The organism is Microbacterium sp. NPDC055312 (assembly GCF_053645675.1).
Map to the genome: position 1 here is coordinate 1 of NZ_JBSHMU010000008.1, position 23,121 is coordinate 23,121.

General features: G+C 68.3%; 30 protein-coding genes. 20 read left to right on the plus strand and 10 right to left on the minus strand.

The features are described from left to right. Nucleotides 1–280 precede the first annotated feature (280 nt). A complete protein-coding gene (locus ACWIDW_RS13785; RefSeq protein WP_020625383.1) occupies nucleotides 281–772 on the plus strand; it encodes a hypothetical protein in 492 nt (163 codons plus the stop codon). Then, nucleotides 769–1,524, plus strand: coding sequence for a helix-turn-helix domain-containing protein (locus tag ACWIDW_RS13790; protein WP_175987530.1), 756 nt, complete (start codon nucleotides 769–771; stop codon nucleotides 1,522–1,524). The genes ACWIDW_RS13785 and ACWIDW_RS13790 overlap by 4 nt, the downstream gene beginning before the upstream one ends. A gap of 2 nt (nucleotides 1,525–1,526) precedes the next feature. On the opposite strand, the gene ACWIDW_RS13795 is transcribed toward ACWIDW_RS13790, so the two are convergent. The 6 genes from ACWIDW_RS13795 to ACWIDW_RS13820 form a co-directional block, all read right to left on the minus strand. Beyond that, the gene (locus ACWIDW_RS13795; protein ID WP_020625395.1) at nucleotides 1,527–2,189 is read right to left on the minus strand and encodes an RraA family protein; all 663 of its coding nucleotides are present in this window, start codon (nucleotides 2,187–2,189) and stop codon (nucleotides 1,527–1,529) included. A gap of 108 nt (nucleotides 2,190–2,297) precedes the next feature. Then, nucleotides 2,298–2,861, minus strand: coding sequence for a peptide-methionine (S)-S-oxide reductase MsrA (msrA, locus tag ACWIDW_RS13800; RefSeq protein WP_020625394.1), 564 nt, complete (start codon nucleotides 2,859–2,861; stop codon nucleotides 2,298–2,300). Next, nucleotides 2,858–3,334, minus strand: a complete 477-nt coding sequence (gene msrB / locus ACWIDW_RS13805; protein WP_020625393.1) for a peptide-methionine (R)-S-oxide reductase MsrB — start codon at nucleotides 3,332–3,334, stop codon at nucleotides 2,858–2,860. The genes msrA (ACWIDW_RS13800) and msrB overlap by 4 nt, the downstream gene beginning before the upstream one ends. A 126-nt stretch (nucleotides 3,335–3,460) precedes the next feature. Then, the gene (cysS, locus tag ACWIDW_RS13810) at nucleotides 3,461–4,909 is read right to left on the minus strand and encodes a cysteine--tRNA ligase (RefSeq protein ID WP_070708717.1); all 1,449 of its coding nucleotides are present in this window, start codon (nucleotides 4,907–4,909) and stop codon (nucleotides 3,461–3,463) included. Nucleotides 4,910–4,912: 3 nt separating this feature from the next. Beyond that, nucleotides 4,913–5,776 (minus strand): DNA-3-methyladenine glycosylase family protein, encoded by an 864-nt coding sequence (locus ACWIDW_RS13815; RefSeq protein WP_070708718.1) that lies wholly within the window; start codon nucleotides 5,774–5,776, stop codon nucleotides 4,913–4,915. A gap of 7 nt (nucleotides 5,777–5,783) precedes the next feature. Next, the gene (locus tag ACWIDW_RS13820) at nucleotides 5,784–6,158 is read right to left on the minus strand and encodes a VOC family protein (protein WP_251204187.1); all 375 of its coding nucleotides are present in this window, start codon (nucleotides 6,156–6,158) and stop codon (nucleotides 5,784–5,786) included. 77 nt (nucleotides 6,159–6,235) lie between these two features. Here ACWIDW_RS13820 and ACWIDW_RS13825 point away from each other — a divergent pair, with 77 nt between their 5' ends. Then, complete coding sequence (locus ACWIDW_RS13825) at nucleotides 6,236–6,673, plus strand: MarR family winged helix-turn-helix transcriptional regulator (protein WP_020621643.1); 438 nt, start codon at nucleotides 6,236–6,238, stop codon at nucleotides 6,671–6,673. Here ACWIDW_RS13825 and ACWIDW_RS13830 read toward each other — a convergent pair. Genes ACWIDW_RS13830 through ACWIDW_RS13845 form a run of 4 tightly spaced genes read right to left on the minus strand, consistent with a single transcriptional unit; the run spans nucleotide 6,663 to nucleotide 9,075 of the window. Further along, nucleotides 6,663–7,016 (minus strand): hypothetical protein, encoded by a 354-nt coding sequence (locus ACWIDW_RS13830; RefSeq protein WP_070708719.1) that lies wholly within the window; start codon nucleotides 7,014–7,016, stop codon nucleotides 6,663–6,665. The two genes, ACWIDW_RS13825 and ACWIDW_RS13830, sit on opposite strands and share 11 nt — an antisense overlap. Continuing rightward, entirely contained in the window at nucleotides 7,013–8,038 is a 1,026-nt protein-coding gene (locus ACWIDW_RS13835) for a helix-turn-helix domain-containing protein (RefSeq protein ID WP_101966225.1), read from the minus strand. Before ACWIDW_RS13835 ends, ACWIDW_RS13830 begins: the two co-directional genes overlap by 4 nt. Nucleotides 8,039–8,083: 45 nt before the next feature. Beyond that, entirely contained in the window at nucleotides 8,084–8,542 is a 459-nt protein-coding gene (locus ACWIDW_RS13840) for a DUF5709 domain-containing protein (protein WP_020627589.1), read from the minus strand. Beyond that, the gene (locus tag ACWIDW_RS13845; RefSeq protein ID WP_020627590.1) at nucleotides 8,539–9,075 is read right to left on the minus strand and encodes a carboxymuconolactone decarboxylase family protein; all 537 of its coding nucleotides are present in this window, start codon (nucleotides 9,073–9,075) and stop codon (nucleotides 8,539–8,541) included. The genes ACWIDW_RS13840 and ACWIDW_RS13845 overlap by 4 nt, the downstream gene beginning before the upstream one ends. A gap of 253 nt (nucleotides 9,076–9,328) precedes the next feature. Here ACWIDW_RS13845 and msrA (ACWIDW_RS13850) point away from each other — a divergent pair, with 253 nt between their 5' ends. From msrA (ACWIDW_RS13850) to ACWIDW_RS13930, 17 genes are all read left to right on the plus strand, one after another. Next, a complete protein-coding gene (msrA, locus tag ACWIDW_RS13850) occupies nucleotides 9,329–9,829 on the plus strand; it encodes a peptide-methionine (S)-S-oxide reductase MsrA (RefSeq protein WP_043281847.1) in 501 nt (166 codons plus the stop codon). 24 nt (nucleotides 9,830–9,853) lie between these two features. Continuing rightward, a complete protein-coding gene (locus ACWIDW_RS13855) occupies nucleotides 9,854–10,249 on the plus strand; it encodes a GNAT family N-acetyltransferase (protein ID WP_286968202.1) in 396 nt (131 codons plus the stop codon). Nucleotides 10,250–10,277: 28 nt separating this feature from the next. Continuing rightward, nucleotides 10,278–10,658, plus strand: a complete 381-nt coding sequence (gene trxA, locus ACWIDW_RS13860; RefSeq protein ID WP_020627593.1) for a thioredoxin — start codon at nucleotides 10,278–10,280, stop codon at nucleotides 10,656–10,658. Further along, a complete protein-coding gene (locus tag ACWIDW_RS13865; protein ID WP_020627594.1) occupies nucleotides 10,658–11,146 on the plus strand; it encodes a carboxymuconolactone decarboxylase family protein in 489 nt (162 codons plus the stop codon). The genes trxA and ACWIDW_RS13865 overlap by 1 nt, the downstream gene beginning before the upstream one ends. Nucleotides 11,147–11,401: 255 nt before the next feature. Beyond that, nucleotides 11,402–12,175, plus strand: coding sequence for an AraC family transcriptional regulator (locus tag ACWIDW_RS13870; RefSeq protein WP_168167988.1), 774 nt, complete (start codon nucleotides 11,402–11,404; stop codon nucleotides 12,173–12,175). A gap of 240 nt (nucleotides 12,176–12,415) precedes the next feature. Continuing rightward, nucleotides 12,416–13,504, plus strand: coding sequence for an ImmA/IrrE family metallo-endopeptidase (locus ACWIDW_RS13875; protein ID WP_070708795.1), 1,089 nt, complete (start codon nucleotides 12,416–12,418; stop codon nucleotides 13,502–13,504). After that, nucleotides 13,504–14,418: a bifunctional DNA primase/polymerase gene (locus tag ACWIDW_RS13880; RefSeq protein ID WP_020627596.1), complete on the plus strand. Its 915-nt coding sequence runs from the start codon at nucleotides 13,504–13,506 to the stop codon at nucleotides 14,416–14,418. Before ACWIDW_RS13875 ends, ACWIDW_RS13880 begins: the two co-directional genes overlap by 1 nt. Next, the gene (locus ACWIDW_RS13885) at nucleotides 14,415–15,071 is read left to right on the plus strand and encodes a DUF2637 domain-containing protein (protein WP_020627597.1); all 657 of its coding nucleotides are present in this window, start codon (nucleotides 14,415–14,417) and stop codon (nucleotides 15,069–15,071) included. The genes ACWIDW_RS13880 and ACWIDW_RS13885 overlap by 4 nt, the downstream gene beginning before the upstream one ends. After that, nucleotides 15,068–15,499, plus strand: a complete 432-nt coding sequence (locus tag ACWIDW_RS13890) for a hypothetical protein (RefSeq protein WP_020627598.1) — start codon at nucleotides 15,068–15,070, stop codon at nucleotides 15,497–15,499. The genes ACWIDW_RS13885 and ACWIDW_RS13890 overlap by 4 nt, the downstream gene beginning before the upstream one ends. A gap of 80 nt (nucleotides 15,500–15,579) precedes the next feature. Further along, a complete protein-coding gene (locus ACWIDW_RS13895; RefSeq protein WP_043281843.1) occupies nucleotides 15,580–16,440 on the plus strand; it encodes a serine/threonine-protein kinase in 861 nt (286 codons plus the stop codon). Continuing rightward, complete coding sequence (locus tag ACWIDW_RS13900) at nucleotides 16,437–17,510, plus strand: ParB N-terminal domain-containing protein (RefSeq protein ID WP_020627600.1); 1,074 nt, start codon at nucleotides 16,437–16,439, stop codon at nucleotides 17,508–17,510. The genes ACWIDW_RS13895 and ACWIDW_RS13900 overlap by 4 nt, the downstream gene beginning before the upstream one ends. A 76-nt stretch (nucleotides 17,511–17,586) precedes the next feature. Further along, nucleotides 17,587–18,285, plus strand: a complete 699-nt coding sequence (locus ACWIDW_RS13905; protein WP_020627601.1) for a hypothetical protein — start codon at nucleotides 17,587–17,589, stop codon at nucleotides 18,283–18,285. Between the two features lie 14 nt (nucleotides 18,286–18,299). Next, nucleotides 18,300–19,475: a M23 family metallopeptidase gene (locus ACWIDW_RS13910; protein ID WP_454125893.1), complete on the plus strand. Its 1,176-nt coding sequence runs from the start codon at nucleotides 18,300–18,302 to the stop codon at nucleotides 19,473–19,475. Continuing rightward, nucleotides 19,475–19,741, plus strand: coding sequence for a DUF6112 family protein (locus tag ACWIDW_RS13915; RefSeq protein WP_043281856.1), 267 nt, complete (start codon nucleotides 19,475–19,477; stop codon nucleotides 19,739–19,741). Before ACWIDW_RS13910 ends, ACWIDW_RS13915 begins: the two co-directional genes overlap by 1 nt. Before the next feature lie 81 nt (nucleotides 19,742–19,822). Next, complete coding sequence (locus tag ACWIDW_RS13920; protein WP_020627604.1) at nucleotides 19,823–20,092, plus strand: DUF6112 family protein; 270 nt, start codon at nucleotides 19,823–19,825, stop codon at nucleotides 20,090–20,092. A gap of 40 nt (nucleotides 20,093–20,132) precedes the next feature. Continuing rightward, the gene (locus ACWIDW_RS13925; RefSeq protein ID WP_043281858.1) at nucleotides 20,133–21,626 is read left to right on the plus strand and encodes a conjugal transfer protein TrbL; all 1,494 of its coding nucleotides are present in this window, start codon (nucleotides 20,133–20,135) and stop codon (nucleotides 21,624–21,626) included. Between the two features lie 3 nt (nucleotides 21,627–21,629). Then, the gene (locus tag ACWIDW_RS13930) at nucleotides 21,630–23,090 is read left to right on the plus strand and encodes an SCO6880 family protein (protein WP_020627606.1); all 1,461 of its coding nucleotides are present in this window, start codon (nucleotides 21,630–21,632) and stop codon (nucleotides 23,088–23,090) included. The last annotated feature ends 31 nt before the right edge of the window (nucleotides 23,091–23,121 follow it).

Genomic DNA, 23,121 nt, shown 5'->3' on the forward strand with positions numbered 1-23,121 from the left:
ACCCGCACCGACATCACCGACCCAGCTGACTAAACTGCCAGCAACCGTTCACAATTCGAACGCCGAAACCGTTCAGTTTTCGAGCGCCGCCGACATCCCGCTCATACTTTGGTCTGGCGAGTCCTTTTCTGTCGTCGTAGGCTAGTGGTCATGATGTGCGGGAAGCCACGCGGCTCACGGATCTTCCGTGTGCGCGAGAAAGTCCGAGCCGAGGGCTCGGTGCGGCTGCCCACGCGCGCCCGTCGAGAACGTTGCGCGCTCCGCAGGAGAGGGGCGTTCGGTGGACCTGCCGGTCAAGCTCGGTGACGCGCAAGAGTTTCTGATGCTCGTTCCCTCGCCTCTTGCGGAGCGGGTGGCTGAGGACGAGCGCCTGGTCGTGGCGGCCTATCGGTTTCGTAGGGGCCTGGGCATCCGGGCTCGACGGGCGTTGGCCTCGCGTATCGAGCATGAGGTGACCGCCGCGCTGCACATCGTTCGGCCCGGAACGGTGGTGGTGGCGTTCGACGGTGCCGGCACGATGTCTCGGGCCCGAGTACACAGGTTGGCGACGGGCGTAGTCGGTGAGGTGAGCAGGAGCGCCACCAATCTCGTCGGCGCGGACACGACCGTGATTGGAGTCGTGGTGATGTCGCCGACCGAGCGAGATCTCGCCGCCGCGTGCGTGCGGCATGTCGCGGAGCAGCCACCGCACCGGGGCGACGGGCTCGTCTTTCACGCCAGCGACCTCCGCCGGGCGAACATCTATGAGCTGATCGAGGAAGCAGTCCTGTGACGACGGTCAGCTCTCCCCGTGGTCGCAGCGAGGACTACCTGTTAGTCATCTACCAGCGTCGGAACGCCTCGGTCCTGTCGCTGCAGGGGCGGGACACCGAGCTGACCCCCGGGAGCATCGTCGTTGTCCCCCGCTCGACGGTGGAGAGCGCGATGCCCACCGAGGATGCCGATCGCATGATTGTCGAGGTGCCGTTGGGTGTGGTGGGGTTGACGGCGGATCAGGTCGCTGAGGTCTCGGGTGTGGACCTGCAGGAGCGGACCTCGCTGGCGGCGCTGCTGCGGTCCGTGCTCGGGGGCGTGATGGACTCCAAACTCAGCCTTCGCGACGAGGTGGACGTGTTCGCGCCCGTCGCCGACCTGCTGAAAGTCACCCTGCTCAGCGCCCTCACTCCCGACCGCGCCACGACCCGGTATCCGCTGGCCGAGCAGATCGTCACCTACGTGCTCGACAACCTCACCGACCCCGGTCTCGGAGCCGCCCGGATCGCGAAGGACCTGCACGTGTCCGAGCGTCTGCTCTACGCAGAGATGTCCCGCGCGGACATCAGGCTCGCGCAGCTGATCCAGTCCCAGCGCCTGCGTCGCGTCCGCGACGCCCTGACCGCACCGGCCACCATCGACGTCCCCATCGGCATCCTCGCCCAACAGCACGGATTCGTCTCCGCCAGCCACTTCAGCCGCATCTTCCGCGAAGAATTCGGCACCACACCCCGCCAATGGCGCAACAACACCACACCACCGGGACCGTGAGGTCACCGCTCGCGCGTCAAGCCTTCGTTGCGACCTTCCCGCGCGATCAGGTCACGGGACGCGCTGTCGTCGGCACGGACCTGATGGGCGGTCTCAAGCACTTCGTCGATGTCGCTGTCGGGGATGACGACGGCTCCCGATGAGTCGCAGAAGATGTACTGGCCCGGATAGATGCCCACTCCTTCGATGACGACGGGAATATTTGCCTGAAACGGCGTGACCACTGCTCCACCCCAGGCGACGGCCTCTCCCGAGCACCATGCGGCGAACGGTTCCGCGGCCAGTTCGTCGAAGTCGCGAAGGCGTCCGTCAGTTAGGACGCCGGCGAGGCCGACGTTGGTCGCACGGGAGAGCTTCGTTCCACCGGCGAGAGACGTCGAGCTGTGGCCGTTGCTGGCCATCACGAGGACCGTGTTGCCGGGATTGGCTGGTGATCCGTCGACGGCCTGGTGGAACAGCCGTCCGAAGGTGTATTCCTCCGGGTCAAGTATGGCGTGGCAGGTCGGGAAGAAGGAGATCGTCGCGACGCGCCCGAACAGGATGCGTTCGGGTGCCGGGCTGACGAGCCCGGTGATATGGGCGCGGTGACGGTGCTTCCGGCCGAGCGCATCGGTCAGGTCTGCGCATGTGAGGACTGCGGCTGACGCTGCGCGACGTCGCTCCACCGCGTTGTCTTCATCTTCGTTCACGGTCGTTCCGCATCATTCCTCCGTCACTGATGACGCGGGGGCGTGCCACCGGCTCAGCGGTGGCACGCCCCCACGTGGACATGGTCAGACGGAAGCCTCGGTCGCCTGGATGCGGCGGGGCAGGACCCAGCCGGCACGAGGGTAGTGGCAGTTGTAGCCGTTCGGATACCGCTGGAGGTAGTCCTGGTGCTCAGGCTCGGCCTCCCAGAACGGGCCGGCGGGCTCGATCGTGGTGACAGCCGATCCTGGCCACAGACCGGAGGCATCGACGTCGGCGATCGTCTCCTTGGCGACCTGCTCCTGCTCGGGGGTGAGCGGGAAGATCGCCGACCGGTAGCTGGTGCCGATGTCGTTGCCCTGACGGTTCAGGGTCGACGGGTCGTGGATCTGGAAGAAGAACGCCAGGATGTCCCGGTACGTCGTCTTCGATGGGTCGAAGACGATCTCCACGGCCTCGGCGTGGCCGGGGTGGTTGCGGTAGGTGGCGTGATCGTTCTGCCCGCCGGTGTATCCGGCGCGGGTGCTGATCACGCCCGGCTGCTTGCGGATGAGCTCGTCCACGCCCCAGAAGCAGCCGCCGGCCAGGACGGCCGTCTCGGTGCCGGGTGTGCGGGTGACCTCTCCGGTGTCGTGAATTCCACTGGTCATGATGCGTGCTCCTTCGTGGTCGTGGTGGTGGTCTCGAACAGTGAGCGGAACTCTCCATACCCCTCGGCCTCCAGGTCGGAGACGGGGATGAACCGCAGCGCGGCGGAGTTCATGCAGTAGCGCAGGCCGCCGGCGTTCGCGGGGCCGTCGTCGAAGACGTGCCCGAGGTGGCTGTCCGCCCCGGTAGAGCGGACCTCGGTGCGGGGCATCCAGAGGGATCGGTCCGTCTTCGTGTGAACGGCGTCAGCGACGACCGGCTTGGTGAAGCTGGGCCATCCGGTTCCGCTGTCGTACTTGTCGGTGGATGAGAACAGCGGCTGTCCGGAGACGACGTCCACGTACAGGCCGTCCTCGTGGTTGTCCCAGTACTCGTTGCGGAAGGCCGGCTCGGTGCCGTCCTTCTGGGTGACGCGGTACTGCTGGTCGTTGAGGCGGCTCAGGGCCTCAGAAGTCTTGCTGTAGTCGTGCGACACGATGTCCTCCTTGTTCGGCGCCGCTGGCTGCGGCGTCACTGTTGATAACGCCGGGGTGACGCGGTTTGGTCCCGTGAGCCTGGGAGTGGGCTGTGACTTCAAGAATCCTCCTGTTGTTGTTCCGGGCTATGAGGTATGGCCTTCGGTGAAGCCCCATGTCGTACCTGACTGGCTGTCGTTGAGCACGATCCCGGCGGCGTCGAGTTCGTCACGGATACGGTCTGCAGTGCGGAAGTCTCCGGCCGCACGTGCCTGGGCTCGCTGGTCGAGCGCCTGTGCGATCAGGGCCTCCAGTGCGCGCTCGGCGCGCGGGGGTGTGGCCGTTGATTCGTCCCACGGGCTGTCGCGCGGGTTGATGCCGAGGACGTCAGTCATGGCGAGCACCGCATCCAGCGTGTCGGCACCGGTCCGCGCGTCGTGCTGGGCGAGGGCGGTGTTGCCCCGCCTGACTTCGTCATGGAGGACCGCGAGTGCCATGGGGATGTTGAGGTCGTCATCCAAGGCGTTTCGGAATGCGACCGGCAGCATGTCCGCGTCCGCCGCGCGCCTCGAGTGGTTGGCGCTCCGGGTGATGAAGTCTTCGATCCTGCGCATCGCCGCCGCGGCGGATCGCAGGGCGGAGTCGGTCAGTTCCAGGTTCGACCGATAGTGGGCCGATCCGAGGTAGTAGCGCAGGTCGAGAGGACGCATGTGCTGCAGTAGCTCGTCGAGGGGTGTCGCGTTGCCGAGGGATTTGCTGATCTTGTCGCCGCCGGACGTGACCCAGCCGTTGTGCATCCAGTAGCGCGCGAATCCGTATCCGGCGGCACGGGACTGCGCCTGTTCGTTCTCATGATGAGGAAAGCGCAGGTCGAGCCCGCCACCGTGGATGTCGAAGCTCTCTCCCAGGTAGCGGAGAATCATTGTCGAACAGCTCAGATGCCATCCGGGGCGTCCCGGCCCGTAAGGCGAAGCCCATGCCGCAGGAGCAACGATCTCCTCGCTGGCCCCCGCGTCCGGGGGAGCCGACTTCCAGAGCGCGAAGTCGCGAGGGTCACGTTTCTCTGTTGCCTGATCGGTATGTTCGTCTCCGCGGAGAGTGCCGTGCTCCTGTGAGGTCAAAGACCCGTAGCCGGGCCATGATGAGACGTCGAAGTAGACGTCCCCCGCTTCCCCTCCCGCTCGGTACGCGTGGCCCCGGGCGATCAGCCGGTCGATGAAGGTAAGCATCTCGGCGGTGTGCCCTGTCGCGCGCGGCTCGATCGTCGGCGGCAAGATACCGATCTTGCGATAAGCGTCGGCGAACGCCCTCTCATGACGAGCCGCCCACGCCCACCATGGAACGCCCGCCGTCTGGCTCGCGGCAAGAATCTTGTCGTCCAGGTCGGTGATGTTTCGCACCAGGGTCACGTCGAGCTCGTGGCCGATCTGGAGCCATCGTCGCAGCTGGTCGAAGACCACTGCGGATCGGAGATGACCGACGTGCGGCGGAGCCTGAACAGTCGGACCGCACAGATAGATGCCGACGTGGCCCGGTCGCAGGGGCGCGAACGTGCGTAGCGATGACGTTCCACTATCGAAGAGCCGTAACGTCATCGATCAGCCCATCTCACGGGTGCGCTGCTCTCGGAGCGCACGGAGGTGGACGGCGGCCCAGGAGCGGAAGGGGCGCCAGCGTTCCGCGACCTCCTCGAGCACCGAGTCGGGCCCGTACTGGTAGGAGATCTCGGCGTAGAGGCGGCGTTCCGCGCGCGGAAGGATGTCCTGGGCGTTGGCGCCGCGGATAAGGATGAGGTCCGTGGCGAACGGGCCGATGCCTGTCACCGTGAGCAGGTCGCGGCGAGCCGATTCTTCGGGCATCGTTCGGAGCCGAGGACCGTTGAGCAGCCCGGTGAGTGCGGCCTCTGCGACAGCTCGGAGATACTCTGGCTTCCGACCGGGTAGGTCTAGTTCTTCGGCGTCGATGGCGCGGATGAGCGCATCGGGCGCGGGAAACACCCCGTCGTTGCCGTGCGCGACGATAAGGTCGCGGCGGAGTCGGGCAGCGACCGGGACGCGGGTGCGCTGCGACAAGACGCACCAGGCTGCGGCTTCGTACGGGGAATGGAAGCCGCACGGGCGATATCCGGGGAGCGCCCTTTGGGCGGTGGCGACGATCGGGTCGCGATCGCCGACGGCCGGCCATTCCCGCGCGTCCACATCGAGAGAGAGGAAGCGCCGCACCTGCTCGGCGGCTGCGGTCAGATCGCCCGGGCCGGACAGACCGATCTGGGCGCTCTCCCCGCTCTGGGTGACGTGGGCGGATACGGACGTCCAGTCGTGCTCGCTCACAAAGCGTGCGGAGAGGACGTCCGGGTCGCCGCCGGACTCGATCGCGGTAGGGGTGAACTCTTCCCAGAACCGCTTGCTGGTGCGCAACGACCACGGCCCGAGCACTGGGACCGAGAGGGTGTGCTGCGCCATGGTGGTGTTAGGCGCGGGCGTGGATGGTGACGACGTAGCCGTCGGGGTCTCGGAACGAGAACTGCAGGCCGAACGGCCCCTCGACCGGTTCCTGCACGATCGCCACTCCCGCGTCGACGAGTCGTGCGTGCACGCGTTCCGCGTCATCGTTGTGGAACCAGACGCCGATGCCGGCGCCGAGCTGAGGGATCGCGTCGAGATCCACGCCCGGGAACGGGTCGCGGACGGCGAACGCGGTTCCTTCTGCGGAGAAGACGGTCGCTGCCGGGTTCGAGTCTGGGAGCCGTGTGAGTCCGACGAGCTTGTCGTAGAACTCCGCGGAGACGGCGCGGTCCCGCACCTGGAAAGAGATGAAGTCCGGGCCGGTGGTTGTTGCTGCCATGAGCAAGCTCCTGTTCTGTTCAATAACGCCAGTGTCAATATCCTGACACTCAGTGGAGTGTGTGTCAAACTATTGACATGGATGCATTGGACCGGAGCCCGGAGTCGTTGGGGGTGTTGATCAAGGAGACGCAGTCGCTCCTGAACCAGCGAATGGACGATCGGCTTCGCCCGCTCGCGCTGAGTGTGCCGCAGTACGCGTGCTTGACCGCCTTGCAGGACACGCCAGGTATCACGAGCTCCGAGCTCGCCCGACGCGCGTTCGTGTCCCGTCAGTCGATGAACGTGCTGCTCCAGGGACTGGAGAAGCGGGGGCTGGTGACCCGCTCGAGTGATCCTGGACCCCGGCGAGAACGGAGCGTGGTGCTGAACGACGCCGCAGAGCTCCTCCTCGAACGCGCGCATGAGGAAGTGTCCTCGGTTGTTCAACGCATGACGATGGAGGTCGAGCTGGTGGAGCGCGCCCGTCTTTACGAGCTTCTGGCCCGTTGCCGAGACGCCCTGCTCATTCCTTGACAGCATTGTCAGGCCCGGGGAGCTGGTACCGGCCGACGGCTGTGTAGGAGCCGCGGCGGAAGCGCAGACCAGTGATCCGCTCATCTTCGACGAGCCAGCGCAGTTCGTAGCACGCTCGGTAGTCCGGCGGCCAGAAGGAGCAGAACTGCCCCTCTGCATCCACGTACCACTCCCCCAACGTGGGTCTTCCGTTCTCGACATACACGGTCTTGCCGTTCTCGGCGAATGCCTGCGTCGCCCCGTCCTCGTACAGGATCGATGCGGCCGTCAGCGCGCGAGGGATATCCGATGCTCGAACTTCCTCCGCGTCAACGACGGCGAGATCAGACAGCGGCTCGTTCATCCGTACGTCTCCTCTGGTCTGATCTGCTGCGGGAGATCCAGTCGACTCTCGTCCTGGATCTCATCGGGGCGAGGTGTGGTGTTGTTGCGCCATTGGCGGGGTGTGGTGCCGAATTCTTCGCGGAAGATGCGGCTGAAGTGGCTGGCGGAGACGAACCCGTGCTGTTGGGCGAGGATGCCGATGGGGACGTCGATGGTGGCCGGTGCGGTCAGGGCGTCGCGGACGCGACGCAGGCGCTGGGACTGGATCAGCTGCGCGAGCCTGATGTCCGCGCGGGACATCTCTGCGTAGAGCAGACGCTCGGACACGTGCAGGTCCTTCGCGATCCGGGCGGCTCCGAGACCGGGGTCGGTGAGGTTGTCGAGCACGTAGGTGACGATCTGCTCGGCCAGCGGATACCGGGTCGTGGCGCGGTCGGGAGTGAGGGCGCTGAGCAGGGTGACTTTCAGCAGGTCGGCGACGGGCGCGAACACGTCCACCTCGTCGCGAAGGCTGAGTTCGGAGTCCATCACGCCCCCGAGCACGGACCGCAGCAGCGCCGCCAGCGAGGTCCGCTCCTGCAGGTCCACACCCGAGACCTCAGCGACCTGATCCGCCGTCAACCCCACCACACCCAACGGCAGTCGGAAGAAGTCCCCGATGACTCCTTCGTCGAAGGCGTGGACGTAGGGGCTCGTGCTCGGGTAAACGACGATGCTGCCCGGGGTCATCACGGTCTGGTCATCGCCACGGCGCAGCATCGACCGGTTGCCGCGCTGGAAGACCACGAACAATGACTCGTCGTCGTCCGACATGATCATCCGCTGGGGACGCATAGCGAGGGCAGCCAGCGAGGGCACCGTCTTGACGGACAACGCTCTCAGCTGCCCGATGTCTTGGTAGGACACGTTCACATGCGCCTCGCGGCCCTGCGGGTCGAGAGTCAGGTCCGTCTGGACGAGGTTCTCGCAGAGCATCGTGCGGATCGTCTCCACGCGGTCACGTGGATCGATGCTGCGCGAGTCCCATGTCTGCTGCATCATTACAGCCTCCGCCGGTCTTCCGGGCTTCCCCGGTCTGATTCCAGACTATTGCCGGTCATAGTCGCCCTCGTCGATGACGACATGGATAGCCGCTTCTTCGGCGGAGGCGGCACCGTTGTCGATGCCGATGTCGGAGGCCCAGAAGTCGGAGGATGGGTCTGGGTTGCCGGGTTCGGTCCAGATCAGCCGTCCAGCGCGTACCGATCCGACCTGGTCGTCAAGGATCTCGCCGTCCGTGCCGATGATGTCGCCGATCCCGTCGCCCATCGGCTCTTCGGGTTCGTACTCCGGCACCTCACGCGCCAAGCGAGCCGCCAGCGGCTCCCGGGCACGTGCTTCGCGTGCAGTGAATCCCCACGACAGTTCGGATGACCGCCGCTCCGGTGGAGAGTATCCCGGGCCGTCGTCATCGGAGTCTTCGCCGAGAAGATCCGAGTCCAGGCTCTCATCCGGCGGAAGCAGATCGAACTCGATGTCCTGCCCACTGAACGATCCGTCAGTCATGATGGGTTCCCTTTCTTTCCCCTGACGCCTGGTCTCTCGGCGTCGCGAGCAGACTCTTCACCACCGGGCGATACCACCGGCACGGAGCCTTGTGCGAGCTTCAGCCTCGTCCACACGTTCATGTTGATGACGACGGCTGCGATCTCCGCGATCTCACGCTCATCGAAGAACACCGTCAGCCCTTGATGCATCTCATCGAAGTGCTCGTGCTCGTAACGTGTCAGCGCTTCGCAGTACGCCAGTGCGAGTGCTTCGGAACCGGAGAACATCGTGCTCTGCCGCCAACTCGCCAGGTGCGCCACCATCGCCGCGCCGATTCCTACTTCCACGGCGATACGCGTGTGCAGGATCAGGCAGTACGAGCACGGATTGATCTGAGCAACCCGCAATCGGAGAAGGGCAGCGAGGCGATCACCGATCGACAACTTCGCCGTGTACCCGAACCCCGCAGCCATCTGCTTCGCAAGTTCGTGGAAGTCAGAGAGATCCGGGTCAAAGCGCACATTCTCGAAATCGATCTGCTCTGATATCACGATCTCTCCTCACCGTAGGGCACGGTTCGCTGGCTTGCCGGAGTTCCGACGCCTCCTCCGACGGTAGATCCGCTTCTCTGCCCTGTGTGGCCTGCCCCTGCAGAGAGCTGTCTTCTCCCTGCAACCGCCCGCTCCGCTTCCGAACGCCGCAGGTCGCGGACATTACGCTGCACAGCCAGGCCACCTGGACAGCACCCGGCTCCGTATCGTGACCCGAAGGGGCGTGCTGCCCGCCGTGAAGAGAGAGAAGACGATGCCGACCTCGAGAGTGATCCTCGCCAGCGGCTGCTTCTGGGGAGCCCAGGAGCTCTTCCGCTCACTCCCGGGCGTCGTGAGCACCCGCGTCGGATACTCCGGCGACGACGACACCCCCAACGCAACCTACCGGGATCACGGGGATCACGCAGAAGCCCTCGAAGTGATCTATGACCCCTCGATCATCCGATTCCAGATACTGCTGGAGTTCTTCTTTCAGATTCACGATCCCACCACTCGGAACCGTCAGGGAAACGACATCGGGCGCAGTTACCGATCAGCGATCTTCACGACGACCGAGGGACAGAGGAAGGTCGCCTTCCACGTGATCGAAGCGATCAACGCTTCCGGCCGCTGGCCAGGAAAAGTCGTGACAGAGGTGGGCGAAGCCGGCCCGTTCTGGGAGGCCGAACCCGAACACCAGGACTACCTGCAGAAGCACCCCAATGGATACTCGTGCCATTTCATCCGACCCGACTGGGTACTACCGGGCCGCTGACCGAGATCTCGCGATAGGAGACACATGAAACATCCCGACGGAATGATCGGCTTGACCGCGACCGACGCCGACACTGACCTCCCGGCTGCATCCTCGGACGCAGTCGAAGACTTCGTCATCACTGAGAACGTCGAGTCCGAGCTGTACGAAGCGACCGTGAACGGCAAGCTCGCCGCCGGCCTGCTCTACAGCAGAACCGGCGACCGGGTGCTTCTGCTCGCGACGCCCGTGTTCCCCGAGTTCCGCGGAAAGGGAGTCGCGGCGCGACTCCTTGGAGGCGTCCTCAACAGTCTCCGCGAGGACAAGAAGACCGCGACGGTCTCGTGCCCCTTCGCCGCCGCGTACATCCGCGCTCATCCGGAGTATGCGGATGTCGTCGACACGCGGTTCCCTGGCAACCCCCACGGACACCACCACTGATCGTCATACGCACAAGAGGAGAACCCACATGGCAACCGTCGAACTGACCGAGGACAACTTCGAGGTCACGATCAATCAGAACGACATCGTTCTCGTCGACTTCTGGGCGGACTGGTGCGCACCATGCCATCAGTTTGCGCCGGTCTTCGAGAAGTCGTCGCAAGACAATCCCGACATCGTCCACGCGAAGCTCGACACGGAGTCGGAGCAGCGCATCACTGCGGCGGCCCAAATCACCGCGATTCCCACTCTGCTCGCCTTCCGCCAGGGGTTGCTCGTCTTCAGCCAGGCCGGCGCCCTACCGCCCACTGCCCTAGCCGAAGTGGTAGAGAACGTCAGAGGACTCGACATGGACGAGGTCAGGAAGGACCTCGACTCCGATGGCGGCTCGGCCAAGGATGATCGCTGATGTCCACCTTGCATGGAGCACGCCCCTACATGGACAAGGCCGTCCCAGAAGCATGGGAAGCCGCGTCTGCGTTCGCGACCGCTGTGTCTGAAGCCGCATCGCAACGCGGACTCACTCCCGCCGAGAGCGAGTTGATCAAGGTTCGGGCGTCGCAGTTGAACGGATGCGTCTTCTGCCTCGATCTGCATTCGCGGCAGGCAAGGCGCGCAGGCGTCAATCAGCAACTACTCGACATCTTGGCCGCCTGGCGCGAGTCGCCACTGTTCAGCGATCGAGAGCGCGCCTTGCTCGCGATCGCTGAAGCAGCCACCCGGCTCCCCCTCGACGCCGCCGTGAATGTCGAGCTCGCGCAGGCCCGAAGCACCCTCTCCGAGGCGGAGTTCGCGGCCGCGGAGTGGGTCGCCGCGGCCATCAACATGTTCAATCGGATCTCGATCCTCAGCGAACATCGCGTGCGACCACGCGACTCGGAAGGCAAGCTGAGCTGACGGTGTGCCGTGCGCAGCGTGGCCGCTACGCCAGAGGACGCGTTCGAGGCCGCGCACGACTTGCCGGCCACTCAACCGATCAGGTTCACGCCCCCCTACGCAGCGGTTCAAGCGCCAGGAGATATCGCGGCCATAGAGATGGTGCGTACGGTCCCGTCAAGCCGTACCGTGTTCCGGCACGCGAAGATACTCAACGTCGTTGAGGGCTCCTGCGCCCTAGAGACTGCTGAGAGCATGCACGTCCTGCGTCCTGGCATGTCTCTTGCCCTCGGCACCGGCAAATGGTGCCGCGTGCGCCCATCCCCGTCCGTACGCATCTGGGCCATCTACGCCGACGAGCAGTTCTGGCGCACCCAGATGGCATGGTTCCTCCCTGACGCAGAACGAGTGATCGCAGGAGTACACCCCCTCGAGTGGGACGGCCGCGCAATCGTCCTTGCGCCAGGTATCGCTGTGCTGCGGCATGTCGAGCCGATATGGCGACAGATGAGCGTACTGCGCAGCGGGACCCACTCGCCCGAAGTCGTCGCGACTCACACTCTCGAGCTTCTCGCACGATGGATGAGGCTGATACTGCCGACTTTTCTGGACGAAGCGCCGGACACCCTCACGACACCGTGGACACCCATCAATGGACGACTGACCGACACCGGATCTATTGGCTACGTCGGTCAGGCAATCCGGTTGCTTCGCGGGCGCATCGCAGAGCCGTGGACCGTTGGAGCGCTCTCACGCGAACTCTCCCTCTCACGGACCCACCTCACCCGCATGTTCGTACAGTACGCCGGCGCCGCACCAATGCGTCTACTCACTGAACTCCGGCTCACCGAATTCGCGCGGCTCATCGAAGAAACCGACATTTCCGTAATGCGTGCCGCAAGCGAAGTCGGGTGGAGCGATCCGCGCGTAGCATCCCACTGGTTTCTCCGTCGCTACGGCATCACGCCGACACAGTACCGGCGCACACCACATACGGTTCCTGAGGATCGACAAAGCCACGCTATCGCTGTCAACGACACCAGCCGGTAACCTCTGCGGACTCGTCGTATGAACCGCTCCACTCGACGCGTGTCCCACGTTTCGCCGGCGACGTCGACAGGTCTTGGACTGCCGTGTAGAACACGTCAAATACGTCGGGTTCATCGCGGAGCCTGACGGCCACAGGCCCAGTCCGTTGTCCGTCTCTCTTCTTCCTGATCCGCCCGGCGCACCTCATGGTCGCAAGGGTCAACGGCTTGTGCCGTTGGCCTCGCCGGGAGGAGGTCATTGATGGCGACGGACGAGGAGGCGCGAGCAGCGCGGGATGCGCGGCTCCAACAGCTCCATGAGCGGCTAACGGCTGCAGTCGATCAGCTCGTCTCGGGTGAGGACTGGAAGCGTGCGCTGGAGTTCGCGGCCCGGTTCCGGGCGAAGTCGTTCAACAACACGCTGCTGATCTGGGCTCAACATCTCGATCTCTACGAGGCAGGTCGCACAAGCGCGCCAGAGCCGACCTTCGTGGCCGGTTACAAGCAATGGAAGGCGCTGGGTCGCTCTCCGCTGGCAGGCGGGTCGATGCAGATCTTCGCCCCGCTGATGGCGCGGTTCGCGTCCTCGACACCGCAGAACCCCGGATCATGGCGCCGCCTGGACAGGTACGAGAAGCCGAAGCCCGGAGAAACGGTCCGGTCGAAGATGGTCCGCGCGATTCCGGTGCGTGTCTGGGATGTCTCGATGACCGACGGCCCGCCGATCCCTGAACGCCCGGCGCCGACGCTGATGGAAGGCCAGGCACCGGACGGCTTATGGGAAGGGCTATCGGCACTGGTGGCGGCCGAGGGCTTCGCGGTGCTGCGGGTCGAGCACGAGGGGATGATCCACGGCGCGAACGGCCTGACCGACTTCCAGGCGCGCACGGTCGCGGTGCGGACGAACATGGACGACGCCGCGCAGGTGAAGACCCTCGCGCACGAGCTCGCGCATGTGATGCTGCACGGCCCCGACAGCCCGGATGCGACCGGGCATCGAGGCGTCGGCGAGGTCGAGGCCGAGTCCGTGGCGCTGATGATCGGCGCCGCGCATGGCATGGACACCACCGCCTACACGATCCCGTATGTTTCGGGCTGGGCGGGCACGGTCAAGGACAAGGACCCGGCCGAGGTTGTGCAGGCCACCGGCGAGCGTGTCCGCAAGGTCGCCGTGACGATTCTCGACGCGCTACCCACCGTTCAGGTCGGCACGGGCGACCCGCCCGGCCTGTCCCGTGAGTCGACTGGGACTTCGCGTGTGGCTGGCTCTAAGCGGATCGCACCCCAGTCGGTGCCGGGCGAGTCGGCGCGTTCGTCGCGTCCTGCGGACGTCGCGGTGAGGAGCCTGTGATGAGCGTCGCCAGCGTCCTCTCCTCGGTGTCGACCCTTCCATTGCCACAGGCCGCCGCGCTGCTCGCGGCTGCTGGGGTGCCTGTGTTGCCGTGCGTGCCGGGCGCGAAGAACCCGCTGTTGAAGCCCGATGAGGAGAACCCGGAAGCGCAGCCCGGCGGGTTCCACGCGGCAACCATCGATGCCCGTCAGGTGGCGGCGTGGTGGCGGCGGTGGCCGTCCGCGAACATTGGCATCCCGACCGGCGCTGTCTCCGGGGTCGTGGTCGTCGATGTGGATCGCAAGCCCGGCGGTGACGGGTTCGCGGCGTTCGAGCGCTCCCGCCGTGCCGGCCTGGTGCCGGGATGGCTGGCCGCGGTCAGGTCGGCGTCGGGCGGGGCGCACTTCTACTTCCCATCCGACCCGGACCGGCCGCAGCGGTCGTGGCAGGCGGCGAAGGCGCATGTGGACTTCCGCGGCGACGGCGGCTACATCATCGTCCCGCCCTCGGCCGTGACAGGCGCCGGCTCCTACGAGTTCGTCGCCGGTGCCGACCGTGCGCCCGCACCGGTCGATGCGGCTCGGCTGCGGGACTTCCTCGACCCGCGCCCGGAGCCTGCCCCGCACCAGGTACGCGGCCCGATCCGGTCGGAAGATGCCACACGGCTGGCCGCGTGGGTCGGGATGCGCGCCGAGGGCGAGCGCAACCGCGGCCTGTTCTGGGCATCGTGCCGTCTCGCGGAGGCAGGCATGTCGCTGCCGGAGATGGTCGACGCGCTTGCCCCGGCCGGCGAACGAGTCGGCCTTGCGCCGCGAGAGGTCGAGACCACGATCCGTTCTGCGTACCGCGTCGCGCACGCCCGGCCCGCATCCGTCGTCGGGCAGGGCGATGCGCCGCAACGGCCGGTGCGGCTCACGGGGCAGGTGCTCTTATGAGTACCGCGGTACGGACGCGGGGCGGCGGGGTCGCGGTCGTGACGGCCTTGGCCGGGACGGTGTTCATCGCGGCCGGCGCGTTCTGGCTCTCGTTCACCGCCCTCGCGGACCTCGCTCGCCGCTCGGGCGTGGATGCCGGGCAGGCCTGGGCGTGGCCGCTCATCGTCGACGGGATCATCGTCGTCGCGACGGTCGCTGTCGTCGCCCTCGCGAGCCAGCGGTCGGCTTGGTACCCGTGGCTGCTGCTCGCGGCCGGTGCGCTGGTGTCGGTGACGGCGAACGCGATCCACGCCGTCGTCGCGGCCGACGCCGACGTGCCCAGCGTGCTCGCCGCGTGTGTGGCGGCGGTACCGCCGATGGTGCTGCTGGCGATCACGCACCTCACCGTGATCCTCACCCGCCCCCTTCCCGCGAGCATCGAGCCCGCCGAGGAGCCTGCGCCTGATGAGCGCGTGCCTGATGCTGCGCCAGCGCCGCTGGCGGTCGGACCGGTGCGCCAGGCGAGCCGGGAGCTCGCAGCGCGCCTGCGCGAGGAGGAGGGCTGGTCGAACAAGGCCATCGCCCGGCGCCTGGGCGTGCACCCCTCCACCGTGGGTCGCTGGTTCACGGCCCCGCCCGCACTGACGAGGCCTGAGGAGAAGGAGACGCCATGAACGACGACCAGCACACGACCGCCCTGCACGAGCGCGTCGAACGCGCCCCGGACTGGCCGGAGCGCGACGAGACGCCGCGGGAGGGCGAGACCTCGGCGCTCGCCCGGCACCGCGACCCGTCGCTGACCAAAGACACCACGGAGGCGGCGAAGAAGCAACGGCCGGGCGTGGAGTGGGTGCGCCCGACCGACCTGATGGTCTCCCGCTCGGCCAGGGTTGCGGGACGGGGTATCGACTTCCAGGCTGAGCTCGCCCGCCGCTCCCGCCGGGTTCCCGGCCAGGCGTACCGGGCAGCGCGCACCGGGGCGCGCACTGGTGTCCGGTTCGTGAGCGAGCGTGCCCGGAAGCTGCCGCCCGTGACGGCGTTCGGCCGCGGGTCCGGGGAGCACTACTCCTGGGTGTCTCGCTCCGGGATCGGGCTCGGGTAACCATGTTCGCCCCCGGCGCGACGGCGCGAAACCAAGCCGCTGGGGGCCGTGTGCGCACCTGCCTGTCAGGAGGTGCCGTCATGGAGACTGCCACGGCCCGCAAACGGCGGGAACGATTCGACGATTCGGAAGCGCTGCGCGCCCTGCTCACCCGCCTCCACGAGGCGGGGCGCGGAGCGTGGCGCCATGACCCCGAGGCCGCTGCGCTCATGGAGCACGCGGCGAGCAAGTACGCGGCGCTGGCCCGCAAACACGGACTGGACCCGTGGGAGGCGGCGTCCGCGGCATTCGAGGCGATGCGCGGTGCCGCGACCCGCCGGGCGGAGGACCCGTGGGCGGTGATCACGCGGGCGGTGCAGGTGACGTGCACCGCGGAGGAGCGCGGCAACGGGCTGCTGTGCTCCGTTCACCAGGCCCGCCGTCCCCGCTACTCGGTGTTCCACGATGCGGAGCGGTTCAGCGATCGGGAGAACCCGCTGCCCGACTACCACCCCGCGTTCCGGTTCGACCCATTCACCGACGACGAGCCCGACGACGAGGACCCGGCGCCCGAGCGAGCGGTGAACGTGACCGCCGCCATCGAGGACACCATCGCGTTCCTCACCCGGGTCGGGTGGGAGCCAGAGACCGCGCGGGCCGCGGTCGAGTACGTCACTGCCCGGCTCACGGAGGCGTCCTCGCGGGCGTCGGCGTTCGAGGTGCTGCGCCGAGACCGGCAAGCCCGCGCCCTCCTCGACCTCCCCGGCGCATCCTGGACGGCGCTGCTGCGGGCCGTGCTCGGCGTTCCCGACCCGGCACTCGCGCACACGAACGCCGGCCGCGGAATGCTCCGCCGCCTGCTGATCGGCCAGCCGCTGCGCGCACTCCTCACAGACGACGATCTCGTGATCACCGCCGGGCTCGCCGCACCCAGATTCGATGCCGGGAGCGGCGGGCGATGAGCACGCCGCTGGAAGGCCGAATCGAGCTGGAGCGCGCCGTCGATTCGATCGTCGTCGGCGCGCGGCACAGGCACGACCACGGCGACCTGATCCCGCTGGTCGAGTCGATACGCCGCCACGGGCTGCTGCAGCCGATCACGGTCACCCTCGACGGGCACCTGATCTGCGGAGCCCGACGGCTCGCGGCGATCAAGCTGCTCGGCATCAAAACCGTCAACGTGTGGGTACGCTCCGGCGTCTCCGACCGGCTCGGGCAGCTCCTCGCGGAGCAGGACGACAACCAGCTCCACAAGCCCCTCACCCAGCTCGAAGCCGCCGCCCTCTACCGCGAGCTGAAGGCCCTGCTGGCCGAGGACGCCGCGCGCCGACAGGAGGCCACCCGGTTCCAGGCGTCCGCCGACGACGCAGAAGACGGTGGTGCCAATTTGGCACCACCGCAGATCGAGCAGGGCAAGACCCGTGCGCAGGCTGCTCGGATGGTCACTGGCCGCGCCTCCTACACGACGTTGGAGCGCATCGGCCGGCTGGAAGACCTCGCCGCGGACGAGTCCCAGCCCGAGGCGGTGCGGGCGCGCGCCGCGCAGGAGGTCGAGCAGATCAAGACCGGCGGCAGCGTCTATCCCTCGCATCTGCGCGTGAACGCGGAGCTGTCGCTGGCGGAGCTCGACCAGCTCGCCGCCGACCCTGCCCAGCCCGCCGAGCTGCGCGAGCAGGCCCGCACCGAAGCGGATGCGGTGCGGGCGGCGGAGCGGGAGGCGAAGGCTGCGGAGCTGGAGCAGTTGGCGCAGGCCGCGCTCGCCCGCGTCAAGGCCGCCAAGACCGGCAGGAAGGCGAAGCGGCCCGCGCTGACGGCGGTGGAGCCGGGTGTCCCGGTGCCGTTCCCGCTGAGCGTGTTCACCGCGACGTGGGACGACATGGCCTCGTGGTGGGAGCACTACGACCCCGCCGATGTCGGCCCGGCACTCACCACCGAGCAATGGGCCCGGTTCGAGGAGACGATCGCCGGCACCGTCACGTTCGCCGATGCCGCCCGTGCCGCCCGGGAGGACCGGGCCGAGCAGACCGCCTGAACAGGGCGGGGGGCGGTGGTGCGCACCTTCCTGGCAACCACGCATCCCTGTTGCCGTCCGGGAAGGACCCCTGTTCATGGACCCCGCCGCCCCCGATGACCGTCGCCGTCGTCGCCTGCTGATCGCCGCCACCGCCGCAGGCCTCGCCCTGCTGATCCTCGTCGGCGTCGGCATCTACGGACTCGTCCACGGCCCCGCCGCGGCCGACCCGGCGTCGAGCGAACGCCCGTCTACCACGGCTGCGCCTGTGACGCCCGGCCCGATGCCGGGCGGTGAGCTGGAGTCGCTCCGGCAGAACCTCGGCCCGGAAGCGTTCGCCCGCGCGGTCGCGACCGCCCTGTTCACCTGGGACACCACGACCGGGCACACGCCCTCGGACTATGCGCAGGTGCTCGCGGATGCCGCCCACGGTTCCGAGGCGGATGCGTTCGTGGGCGACGTGCGCGCCTACCTGCCTTCTGTGGAGGCGTGGGCGCAGCTGCGACAGTATGCGACGCGCCAGTGGCTCACCATCGACGAGGTGTTCATCCCGGAGGCGTGGGAGACCGCCGTCGACCAGGCCGCGCCCGGCCAGATCCCGGCCGGGGCGATCGCCTACACCTTCGAGGGCACGAGGCACCGCGACGGCACCTGGGGCACGACGCCGGTGGAGGCGTCCCGCCCGGTCGCGTTCACCGTGTTCCTCGTCTGCAACCCGCCCACGCCCGGCCACGGCGCGGCATCAGGTTCGTGCGAGGTGCTGCGGCTGTCCGAGCTCGACAACCCGCTGCACTAGCCGGGAGCGTCGTGATGAAGAAGCTCGCCGTCCTCGCCCTCACCCTGCTGCTCATCGGGCCCTCCACGGCCCTGCTGGGCGTCGCCGCGCTCGGCGGCACCTCCGCGACCGCCGCCGTCTGCACGCCCGGCTCACTCGCGGTCGGCCCGATCCCGGACTCGCTGACCACGACGACCCGAAACGGGGAGACGGTCACGCTGAACCGGCAACAGCTCACGCACGCGGCGACGATCATCACGGTCGGCGGGCAGACCGCCGGCGTCGGCCGCGACGGTGTGCTCATCGCGCTCATGGCCGCCCTCACCGAATCCACCCTGCGGATGCTCGCCAACACCAGCGCCTACCCCGAGTCGGCGAACTATCCGAACGACGGCAACGGTTCTGATCATGACTCGCTCGGCCTGTTCCAGATGCGCCCCGCCAGCGGCTGGGGCACGGTCGCCGAGCTCATGGACTCGGCTTACCAGGCCAGGGCGTTCTACGGCGGCGAGTCCGGCCCGAACTACCCGTCCCCGCGGGGGCTGCTCGACATCCCCGGCTGGCAGCAGCTCGACCCCGGCGAGGCCGCCCAGGCCGTCCAGGTCAGCGCCTACCCGGACAGGTATCAGAACTACCAGCCAGTCGCGCAGGCGATCCTCGACGCCCTCACCCGCCCCGCGCCCTCCGGCAACGGCGGCGGGGATGAGACACCGGTCGTGCCCGAGACGACCAGGATCGTGTTCCCGCTTCCCGAGGGAACCTGGGTGCGGACGAGCCCGTTCGGGTGGCGCAACGACCCGATCACCGGGGAACGACGCTTCCACGCAGGCTCGGACTTCGCCGCCCCCGACGGCACCCCGATCTACGCCGTCGCCGATGGCGTCGTGGTGCGCGCGAACTACACCGACGCAGGCGGCGGGATCATCGTCATCGAGCACACCGTCGGCGGGCAGCGGGTCGCGTCGATGTATGTGCACATGTGGCAGCACGGCATCCACGTCGCCGACGGCGACACCGTGACCGCGGGCCAGCACATCGGAGACGTCGGCTCCTCCGGCCACTCGACCGGCCCGCACCTCCACCTGCAGATCCACCCCGGCGGCGCCGGAGCGGACCCGGTGGACTCCGACGCCTGGCTCACCGAACACGGTGCCGGAGGGATTGCGGGCGGCGATGCCGCCCCCGCCCTGTGCACTGCCGGGGGCGCGTGATGGACGTGTTCCCCGACTTCGGCGGCGTGGGCGGCGCCGCAGACCTGCGCTCCATCGTCGGCGCGCTGCTGATGTTCGTGCTCGTCACCGCGGTGCTCATGCTCATCGTCTGCGCCATCATCTGGGCGATCAGCGGAGCCTCCGGCAACTACCAGGCAGCGACCAAGGCCCGCACCGGCCTGCTTGTCGCGGTCGGCGCCGCCGCGCTATCCGGTGCCGGCGTTGCCTGGCTCAACTTCCTGCTGGACGTCGGCACCCGGCTCTGACCGTCCTTGCCTGTGCGGCTGGGAGCGAGTGCGCACCTGACCGTCGAGAACCCCGTCTCGACCAGTCAAGGGAGCACAACCGTGATCGACATCGACCCCAACAGCTCGGGCCTTCCGGGCATCGAGCAGCTGCGCATCATCGTCGGCGCCGTCATGACGGTGGGCCTGATCCTCTCCGTCCTCGCCCTGATCGTCTCCGCGATCGTCTGGGGTCTCGGATCGAACAGCAGCAACCCCCACCTCGCCAGCCGCGGCAAGGTCGGCGTCCTCGTGAGCTGCGGGGCGGCGATCATCTGCGGCGCGGCGGTGACGCTGGTGAACTTCTTCTGGGGCGTCGGGCAGGCCGTCTAATGACGACCCGACATGACTTCCGACGGCGGGGGTGGGCGCGGTGAGCGTCTGCGACGTCCCGGTCATCTCCTCCGTCTGTGACGCCGTGGGCGAGGGCACCGCCTCCCTGATCGCGGCCCCGTTCGACTGGCTGGCTCAGGCGATGGCGGGGGCGGCGGCGTGGCTGTTCGAGGCCGTGTGGTGGGTGTTCGACACCACGACCCTCGTCGACGTCACGAGCGCCGAGTACGTCGGCGTCTACAACGTCCTCTTCGGCGTCGCCGTGTTCGTGATGCTGATCTTCTTCTGCCTCCAGCTCATCACCGGCCTGGTCCACCGCGACCCGACCGCCTTGTCCCGTGCCGCGCTCGGCCTCGCCAAGTCCGTCCTCGGCTCGTTTCTCGTCATCACGCTGACGGCGCTGCTGTTGGAGGTGACCGATCAGCTCGCGGTCGGGATCGTGCAGGCCACCGGGAACACGATGGAAGGGATGGGGACCCAGATCGGGCTCCTCGCCGTCGCCCTCGGCGCCATCAACATCGGCGGCCCTGGCGTCGGGGCGATCCTCACGATCTTCTTCGCCGGCCTAGCCATATCGGCGGCGGCGATTGTGTGGTTCTCCCTGCTGATCCGCAAGGCGCTGCTGCTGGTGGCGGTCGTGTTCGGCCCGGTCGCCCTGGCCGGGGCGACGTGGGATGCGACGAAGGGCTGGTTCGCCAAGTGGGCGGCGTTCGTGATCGCCCTGATCTTCTCCAAGCTCGTCCTCGTCGTGATCTTCCTCGTCGCGATCGGGCAGGTCTCGGCCCCGATCGAGGCCGACCTGGCCTCCATCTCCGACCCGATCGCGGGCGTCGTGCTGATGTTCATCGCCGCGTTCGCCCCGTACATCACCTACAAGTTCCTGTCGTTCGTGGGCTTCGACATGTACCACGCGATGTCGTCCGAGCAGGAGGCGAAGTCCGCGCTGAACCGGCCCGTGCCGGTGCCGTCCGCCCCGCAGGCCGACACGGCCAAGAAGGTCCTCGACGGCGGCACCGACCCGGGCAGCAAGCCGCCGAGTGGTGGAGGCGGCGCGGGCGGAGGCTCGACACCGCCCCCACCTCCTCCCGGTGCGTCGGCTGCGGCCCCGGCCAGCGCGGGAGCCGGCACGGCGGGCACCGGCGCCGCCGCATCAGCCGGAGCAGGAGCAGGGGCTGGAGCTGGAGCTGGAGCTGGAGCGGGCGCCGGAGCTGCCGGCGCTGGCGCGGCTGGTGCCGGTGCGGCCGCGGGGCCGGTCGGTGCCGCGGTGGTCGTCGGAGCCGCCGTGGTCAAGGCCGCAGCGACCGCCGGTCCGAAGGCAGGCAGAGCGGCGGGCGGCGCGGCGGACAGTCAGGCCGGCGCGGCGGCCGAGCAGGCATCCCCGCCGCCGTCGCAGGGCGCCCCGCCGCGTCCCGCACCGTCGACACCGCCTCCGGCCACGCCGCCCTCTCCCGGGCCTGGAGAGTCTTCGCCCGCGCGCCAGCGCCGGCAGGACCCGCCGCCTCCGCCGTCGTCCGCACCGGCCGGGAAGGAGTAACCGATGGTCACGAACTCGCCTAGCGACTACCCGCTGGCGCCGGTGCAGTTCTCGCGGCTCGCCAGGCGCGGCATCATGCTCGGTCTGTCCCTGCCGCAGCTCATCGTCCTCGGTATCGCGGTGCTCACGGTCGTCTTCTCCCTCTACACCGCCGACGGGATGGGCTTGGCCTGGACCGCACCCGTCTGGGGGACCTGCGCCCTGCTCGCGGTGATCCCTGCCGGGGGCCGGAAGGTGATCGAGTGGGTGCCGATCCTCGCCCGCTGGGCCGCCCGGACCTATCTCGGGCAGCTCATCTACCGGCGCCGCGTCATCAAGCCCCGCCCCGCCGGGACCCTCGCCCTGCCCGGGGATGCGGCACCGCTGCGGGAGTGGGAAGACCCCGAGACCGGCGCGGCGATGGTCCACGACCCGCACGCGCAGACCCTCACCGCGATCCTCGGCGTCTCCCACCCCGCGTTCGTGCTCCTTGATCCGGGTGAGCAGCAGCGTCGCGTCTCCGGCTGGGGCCGCGTACTGGCCGCCGCCTGCAGGTCCGGGCGGATCGCCCGCATCCAGGTGTCCGAGCGCACTCTGCCGGATTCCGGGACGGGGCTGGCGGAGTGGTGGCGCACGCACGGCACCGACGACGGCTCCTGGGCCGCGACCACGTACGCCGAGCTCATCGAGCGTGCCGGCCCCGCCGGAGAGCGCCACGCGACGACCATCTCGCTCGCGCTCGACATGAAGGCCGCCGCCCGGCAGATCAGAACGAGCGGTGGCGGGATACGCGGCGCGGCTGCGGTGCTGCGGCAGGAGATGAGCACGCTGACGACGGCGTTGCGCGCCGCGGAGCTCAGTAGCACCGGGTGGCTGACGCCGGGCGAGGTCGCCGTCGTCCTGCGCTCGGCTTACGACCCCGCCGCCGCCCCGGCGCTGGAGCGCCACGGGGACCTGGGCCGTGACCTGGCGACCGCAGGTCCGGTCGCGGTTACCGAGACCTGGGACCGGCTGCGGTCGGACTCCGCGCACCATGCGGTGCTGTGGATCACCGAGTGGCCTCGCTCGCAGGTGTATCCCGGCTTCCTCGCGCCGCTCGTGCTGTCCAACGGCATCCTGCGCACCCTCGCCCTGCACTACACCCCGGTGCGCGCCGACCAGGCCGCGCGGGACCTGCGGAAGAAGAAGACCGAGCTCATCTCCGATGCCGCCCAGCGGCGCAAGATCGGGCAGATCGACGACGCGGCCAGCAGCGCCGAGCTGGACGACGTGCTCCAGCAGGAGGCGGACCTGACTGCCGGGCACGGCGTCCTGCGCGTCTCCGGCCTCGTCTCCGTCTCTGCGCCGACCGTGGACGAGCTCGACGCGGCGGTGGCCGCGGTCGAGCAGGCGGCGATCCAAGCGTCCTGCGAGACCAGGCGGCTCGTCGGTCAGCAGGCGCAGGCATTCACCGCTGCCGCGCTGCCGTTGTGCCGGCCGGTCTGACCCGGCGCACCTGCTCACCAACCGTCACGCC